Raw genomic sequence first — 7,372 nt, forward strand, 5'->3', positions numbered from 1 at the left:
GTCGCCGGGTCCGTCCTGAACGCCAACCGCCAGATCGGCTCGCTGGTGGGCATCGCCGTCGTCGGCGTGGTGCTGCACGCGACGCCCGACTGGAGCCGGGGCGCCTCGGTGTCGTTCGTCCTGGTCGCCCCGCCAGGTCGGCGCGGCGGCCGGGCTGGCGCAGTCGCGCCTCCAGCCGGCGGACCCGCTCGGCGTCCAGCGCCGGGGCGGGCGCCGGTGCCGGGGCGGCGGGCAGCGCACGGGCGGCCTCGCGGACCACGTAGGCCGCGAGCCGGGCACCGAGCCCGTCGCCCTCGACCAGCGCCGCGGCCTCCCGCACGCCGTCCATCCGGACCAGCGCGGATTCGATCTCGCCCAGCTCGATCCGCATGCCGCGCACCTTGACCTGGGAGTCCTCGCGGCCGAGGAACTCAAGGTCGCCGTCCGGCAGCAGCCGGGCCAGGTCGCCGGTGCGGTAGAGGCGCTCGCCGGTGACCGGGTGGGTCGGGAAGGCGCGGGCGGTGATCTCCGGGGCGTTGCGGTAGCCGACCGCCAGGCCCGCGCCGGTGATGAACAGGGCGCCGGCCACCCCGACCGGACGCGGCCGGAAGGCCTCGTCCAGGACGACCATGCCCTGGTTCCGCATCGGGCGGCCGTACGGGATGCTCGGGCGGTCCGGGTCGACCGCGCCGACCGGATGCAGCACCGACCAGATGGAGGCCTCGGTGGCGCCGCCCAGGCTGATCACCTCGGCCTTGGGCGCGAGCGCGCGGACGTTGTCGGGCATGCCGACCGGAATCCAGTCGCCGCTGAGCATCACCAGGCGAAGCGACTCCAGGTCGGCCGCCGGGTTGCCGTCGGCGTACGCCAGCAGCATCTCCATCAGCGCGGGGACGGAGTTCCAGACCGTGACCCGGTGCTCGGCCACCAGCCGGGACCAGCGTGCGGGGTCGCGTTCCTCACCGGCGCCTACCAGCACCAAGGCGGCCCCGGCGGCGAGGGCGCCGAAGACGTCGTAGACCGAGAGGTCGAAGCCGAGCGAGGAGATGCCGAGGACCCGGTCGGACGGCGTGACCCGGAAGCGGTCGTTGACGTCCACCACGGTGTTCAGCGCGCCCCGGTGGTCGATCATCACGCCCTTGGGGTCACCGGTGGAACCCGACGTGTAGATGACGTACGCGAGGTCCGCCGGGGTGGTCGGGACCGGCGCCGGAGGAACGTCGGCCGGGGTGGCCAGGGCCTGCTCGAAGCCCAGCAGGGTGACTCCGGCGGGCACGGCGTCCTCGGGGGCCCAGGACTCCCGGGCCAGCAGCGCGGTGGCGCCGGCGTGCTCCAGCGAGCGGGCGACCCGGGCGGCCGGGAGGCCGGCGTCCAGCGGCAGGTAGGCGCCGCCGGCCCGGATCACGCCTATCGCGGCGGCCACCTGCTCCCAGCCCCGGTCGGCGCGCACGCCGACCAGCTCGCCGGGGCGAACCCCGGCCGCCCGCAGCGCGTGGGCGACGGCCGCCGAGGCCCGTTCCAGTTCGCCGTAGGTCACCGTGCCGGTGGCCGAGACCACGGCGGTGAGGTCGGGCGAGGTCCGGGCCCGGTCGAGGAAGGGCTCGTGCAGCAGCCCGTCGGGCCGCGGGCCGTCGGTGGCGTTGAGCGCCCGGTAGGCGTCGAGCTGGGCGGCGGGCAGGACGACCAGGTGCGGGTCCGTCCAGGCGCCGGGCTGTTCGGCGAGCGCGGTGAGCAGGCCGGTGTAGGCCTCGAACATGGCGTCGAGCACGCCGTCGGGGAAGAGCTCCTCGACGGCGTCCCAGGTCAGCCGCAGCCGGCCCTCGTCCTCGGAGATCTGGTGGTCCAGCCAGACCTGCGGGGTCTGGGTGATGGTGTGGGCGACCTCGGCGCCCAGTTCCCGGAGCACCCGGCTGCCGCCCACGCCGTCGGCGCCGAGCTCGCTGGTGAAGACGACCGGCATGGCCGCCTCGGCGACCCCGCGCCGGCGGGCGAGTTCGCCGCCGACCCGGACGCCGCTGACCAGCTGGTGGTCGAGGTCCTCCCAGAGCCGGTCCTGCAGTCGGCGGGCCCGGTCGGCGAAGGAGCCGGCGGTCGCGCCGTCCACCTCGAACAGGCTGAGCGCGGTGAAGTCGCCGACCATGGCGGCCAGGTCGGGGTGGTCGCCGACCCGGTTGAACAGGGTGAGGTTGAGGGTGAAGCGGTCGGCCGTCGACCAGGTGCCGATCACGGTGGCGTAGGCGGCCAGCGCGAGCGCCGAGGGGGTGACCCGGCCGGCGGCGGCCCGGCTCTTCAGCCGCTCCCACAGTTCGGCGGGCAGGTGCGCCTCGCGGCGGCGGAACCTGGTCTCGGCCAGCTCCTCGGGGCGCCGCGCCAGCGGCAGGGCGGGGGCGGGCGGCAGGGTGTCCAGCCGCTCGTGCCAGTAGTCGAGGTCGCGCTGCAGGGCCGGGCCCCGGCGGCGGTCCTGCTCGGCCAGCACGTAGTCGCGGAAGGAGAGTTCGAGCGGGCGCGGGTCGAGCGTGCCCTGGTAGACGGCGAGCAGTTCGCGCAGCAGGATCTGCACGCTGCCGCCGTCGGCGATCAGGGTGTCGATGCTCAGGTGCAGCCGGACGTCGGCGCCCGCGGTGCGGCTGGCGCGCAGCTCGAACAGCGGCCAGGCGTCGGCCGGCAGCACCTGGTGCGACATCCGGGCGCGGGTCCCGGCGAGGCGCTCGGCCCGGTCCTGCTCCGGCAGGTCGCGCAGGTCGTCGACGGTCAGCTCGTAGGCGGGCACCTCGGGCAGGACGCGCTGGGTGCCGTCCTCGCCGAAGACCAGGCGCAGGGCGTCGTGCCGCGCCACCATCGACCGCCAGGCGTCCTGGAGCCGGAGCGGGTCGACGTCGGCGACGTCCACCTCCAGGTAGAGGTGGCAGGCGACGTCGCCGCCGACGGCGCCGCTGCGGCCGATCCAGTAGGCGCGCTGGACGTCGGTGAGCGGGAAGGGCTCGTGCCGGCGGGCCGGGTCGGGGACCAGCGCGGCCCGCTCGGCGGGGGCCCGACGGCCCCGTCCGCGCCGAGCGCGTCCACCGCCCGGGCCAGCGCGGCCACGGTCGGCGAGTCGAACAGGGTGCGCAGCGGCAGCTGCACGTGCAGCTCGTCGCGGATGCCGGCGACCATCCGGGCGGCCAGCAGCGAGTGGCCGCCGAGTTCGAAGAAGTCCTCGCCGGTGCCGACCTCGTCGAGGCCGAGGGCCTCGCGCCAGATCCCGGCGATCCGCTCCTCGGTGGGCGTGGCCGGCGGGGTGCGGTCGCGGCCGGCGGCGGGCACGGACTCGGGCGCGGGCAGCGCCGCCCGGTCGACCTTGCCGTTGCCGGTGAGCGGCAGCGCGTCGAGCGTGAGGAAGCGGGACGGGACCAGGAAGCCGGGCAGCTGCCCGGCCAGGGCGGCCCGCAGCTCGGCCGGGGCCGGCGGCGCGGCCGGGTCCTCCGGCACCAGGTAGGCGGCCAGCGCGGCCCGGGAGGTGCCCAGACCGTAGGCGGTCACCACGCACTGGCGGATCCCGGGCAGCGCGGTGAGCGCGGCCTCGACCTCGCCGGTCTCGATCCGGAAGCCGCGGATCTTGACCTGGTGGTCGTTGCGCGACAGGTACTGGATCCGGCCGTCGGGGCGGGTGCGGACGAGGTCGCCGGTGCGGTACAGCCGCCCGGTCCCGGGGCGGGCCGTCTCGGGGCCGCCCGTCTCGGCGTCGGCCGCCTCCGGGTCGGCGACGAACCGCTCGTCGGTCAGTTCCGGCCGGTCGAGGTAGCCGGCCGTCACCCCGGCGCCGCCGATGAGGAGTTCCCCCGGCACGCCGACGGGCACCCGGCGCCCGTACGGGTCGAGGACCCGGACGGTGGTGCCGGCGATCGGGCGGCCGATGGTGACCAGGCCCTCGTCCGGGTCGACCTCGTCGGCGGTGGACCAGACGGTGGTCTCGGTCGGCCCGTACATGTTGAGGATCCGGCCGTCGAGGTGCGCGGCCAGGCGGCGCACCAGGTCGGCGTCGAGCGCCTCGCCGCCGAGCAGCAGCCCGCGCAGGCCGCGCAGGGCCTCCGGGTCGGCCTCGTCCAGCAGGGTGCGGGCCCGCGAGGGGGTGCACTGCAGGTGGGTGACGCCGTGGGTGCGGATCAGCGCGGTCAGCTCGGTGTCGGCCGGGCCGGTGGCGGGTGCGGCGGCCGCGGTGCGGCGCAGCCCGGCCAGCCGGGGCAGGGCAGCCAGTGCGGTGTCGGTGTCGACGCCGAAGTCGACCAGGCAGCCGATCTCGTCGACCCCGATCTCGGCCAGCCGCTGAACCAGCGGCAGGCACTCCTCGGCGGTGCCGATCAGTGAGCCGTGGCCCAGGTAGCGGGCACAGGCGTGGTCGAGCAGCGCCTCCTGGTCCTCCGCGGTGAAGTCGCTGCTGCGGACGTCCATGCCGAGGCCGCGGGCCAGGTTCTCGATCAGGCCGACCGAGCTGCGCAGGTAGTCGCGGAACGGCTGCCGGGCGTGCGCCCGGACGTCGGCCGCGTCGGCGCCGATGTAGCTGTGCAGCATCAGGGTGACGTGCGGCTCACCGGCGTGGCCGGCCTCCCGCCAGGCCTCGCGGTACACGGCGATCTTCCCGGCGAGCTCCTCGGTGCTCTGGCCCAGCAGGTGGGTGAGCAGCCGGGCGCCGACCCGGCCGGCCGTGCGGCAGGTCTCGGGGTTGCCGGAGGAGGTGAGCCAGTACGGCAGTTCGGCCTGGACCGGGCGGGGCAGCACCTCGACGTCGACGGTGCGGCCGCCGGGCCCCTCGAAGGGGAGCCGCTCGCCGCGCCACAGCCGCCGGACCTGCTCGATGCCGCTGACGGTGAGCGCCTGGCGGTCCTGGTAGGCGTCCTTGGCGAGGACGAAGTCGTCGGCGTGCCAGCCCGAGGCGAAGGAGAGGCCGACCCGGCCGCCGGACAGGTTGTCGACGACCGACCATTCCTCGGCCACCCGTACGGGGTGGTGCAGCGGCAGCACCACGCTGCCGGCCCGGATGCCGATCCGCTCGGTCGCCCGGGCGATGGCGGCGGCCAGCACCGAGGGGGCCGGGAACGGCCCGCCGAAGGCGTGGAAGTGCCGCTCGGGGAGCCAGACCGCCGAGAAGCCGTTGGCGTCGGCGAAGCGGGCGCCGTCCAGCAGCAGCCGGTACTGCTCGGGGCCGGGCGCGGCGCCGGCGGTGTCGCTGGCGAAGTAGAACAGGCTGAACTCGGGGACGGCCCGGTCGGCCCGGGGCGCCGGGGCGGCGGCGGGCAGTGCCGTCCCGGGGTCGGGGTTGACCACCACCCGGTGGCCCCGGCTGAGGGTCCAGAGCAGCTCCAGGACGGAGATGTCGAAGGAGACGCTGGTGACGGCCAGCCAGGTCGACGGCTCGGCGGCGGTCGCGCCGTCGGTGCCGTCCGTGCCCTCGGCGAGCACGCGGTCCATCGCCGCCAGGAAGGCGGTGAGGTTGCGGCGCAGGACCACGACGCCCTTGGGGCGGCCGGTCGAGCCGGAGGTGTGGATGACGTAGGCGGGCGCGTCCGGGTCCACCGGCGCGGGCTCGGCGGGGGCGTTGCCGGTCGGTGCCGGGGCGTCCAGGTCGAGCAGCGGGGGGCCGGCCGGTGCCGAGGCCCGGGTCGCGGCGTGCACCAGGACGGCGGTGGGCCGGGCGTCCTCGACCACGTGGGCCAGCCGGGCGGCCGGGTAGTCGGGGTCGAGCGGCAGGTACGCGGCGCCGGCCCGGAGCACGGCGAGCATGGCGGCGGGCAGGTCGGTGCCGCGGCGCAGGCACAGGCCGACCCGGTCGCCGGGGCGCACCCCGGCGGCGCGCAGCCGGGCGAGCAGCTCGTCGACCCGCGCGTCCAGCGCGGCGTAGGTGAGGGCCTGGTCCGGGCGGCCGCCGGGCAGCACGGCCTCGGCGTCGGGGTGGGTGCGGACGGCCTCGGCGAAGGCCGTCACGACGTCCACGGCGTCCTCGGGCAGCGGCCCGCCGTCCCCGGCGGTGGTCAGCAGGGCCCGCTCCACGGCGGTGAGCGCGAGCAGCTCGGAGAGCCGCAGGCCGGGGTCGGAGGCGCCGCGGGCGAGCACCCGCCGCAGCGCCTCCGTCAGCTCGCGCACGGTGTCGTCGTCGAACAGGTCCCGGCTGAACTCGCAGACGCCGGCGGTGGTCGCGCCGTCCCGGGCGAGCTCCAGGCTCAGGTCGGTGCGGCACAGCCCGTTGTCCAGCTCGACGAGTTCGACGTCGACCCCGGGCAGGTCGATGTCCGGCGCGGGGACGTTCCGGTAGCCGAACTGCACCTGGTAGAGCGGTGCGTGGCTCAGGTCGCGGTCCGGGCGCAGCTCGCGGACCAGGCGCTCGAAGGGCACCTGGGCGTGGGCGAGCGCGCCGAGGGCGGTCTCCCGGACCCGGTCGAGCAGCTCGCCGAAGGTCGGGTCGCCGGAGAGGTCCGAGCGCATCACCAGGCTGTTGACGAACATGCCGACCAGACCAGCGAGTTCGGGCCGGTCACGGCCCGCGGTGGGCACGCCGACCAGGACGTCCTGCTGGCCGGAGTGGCGCATCAGGACGGCCTGCCAGGCCGCCAGGGTGACCATGAACGGGGTCGCCCGGGCGGTGCGCGCGGCCTGCTCCACGGCCTCGGTGGTGGCGGCGTCCAGGGTGAAGTGCACCCGGCCGCCCCGGTGGCTGGGCACGGCCGGGCGGGACCGGTCGGTGGCCAGTTCCAGGACGTGCGGGGCTCCGGCCAGGCGCTCGCGCCAGTAGGCGAGCGGCTCGGCCAGCGCCTCGTCGGTGAGTTCGCCGCGCTGCCACTGCGCCCAGTCGGCGTACTGCACGGTGAGCGGCCCGGGCACCGGGCCGCCCTCGCGGAAGGCCCGGTAGCGGCCGCAGAGTTCCTCCACCAGCACCGAGCGGGACCAGGCGTCGCCGACCAGGTGGTGGTTGACCACGACCAGCAGGGCGCGTTCCGGCGTGGAGCGGATCAGCAGGGCGCGCAGCAGCGGCCCGTGCTCCGGGTCGAACGGCAGGGCGGCCTCCCGCTCGGCGAGTTCGCGCTCCTGCTGCTCGCTCCAGCCGGCCTCGCCGTCCTGCGGCTCGACCACCCGGAGCACCGGCCCGGCCTGCTCCAGCACCCGCTGCACCGGTCCGTCCGCGTCGGTGGCCACGACGGTGCGCAGCGCCTCGTGCCGCTCCACCAGGCCGGTCAGCGCGGCCTCCAGGGCGGCGACGTCCAGCGCGCCGGTCAGGCGCAGCCCGACGTACTCGTTGAACACCCCGAGGCCGGGGGTGAGTTGCTCCACGAACCAGAGCCGCTCCTGGCCGAAGGACAGCGGCGCGGGCCGCGAGCGGTCGCGTGGCGGCAGCGTCGGCGCGGCGGCGGGACCGGGGGTGGCG

The 7,372-nt window shown here is 76.5% G+C and carries 1 protein-coding gene and 1 pseudogene; both read right to left on the reverse strand.

The window, feature by feature from the left end:
* Positions 1 to 3,217, reverse strand: a 3,217-nt coding sequence (locus HS99_RS46020; protein WP_244916010.1) for a non-ribosomal peptide synthetase, incomplete at its 3' end; no start/stop codon positions are given.
* A pseudogene (locus HS99_RS47455) lies at positions 3,100 to 7,278 on the reverse strand (MupA/Atu3671 family FMN-dependent luciferase-like monooxygenase); the annotation flags it as partial. The gene HS99_RS46020 and the pseudogene HS99_RS47455, both read right to left, overlap by 118 nt.
* Positions 7,279 to 7,372: the final 94 nt, after the last annotated feature.

Source organism: Kitasatospora aureofaciens (assembly GCF_001188955.3).
GTDB lineage: Bacteria > Actinomycetota > Actinomycetes > Streptomycetales > Streptomycetaceae > Kitasatospora > Kitasatospora aureofaciens.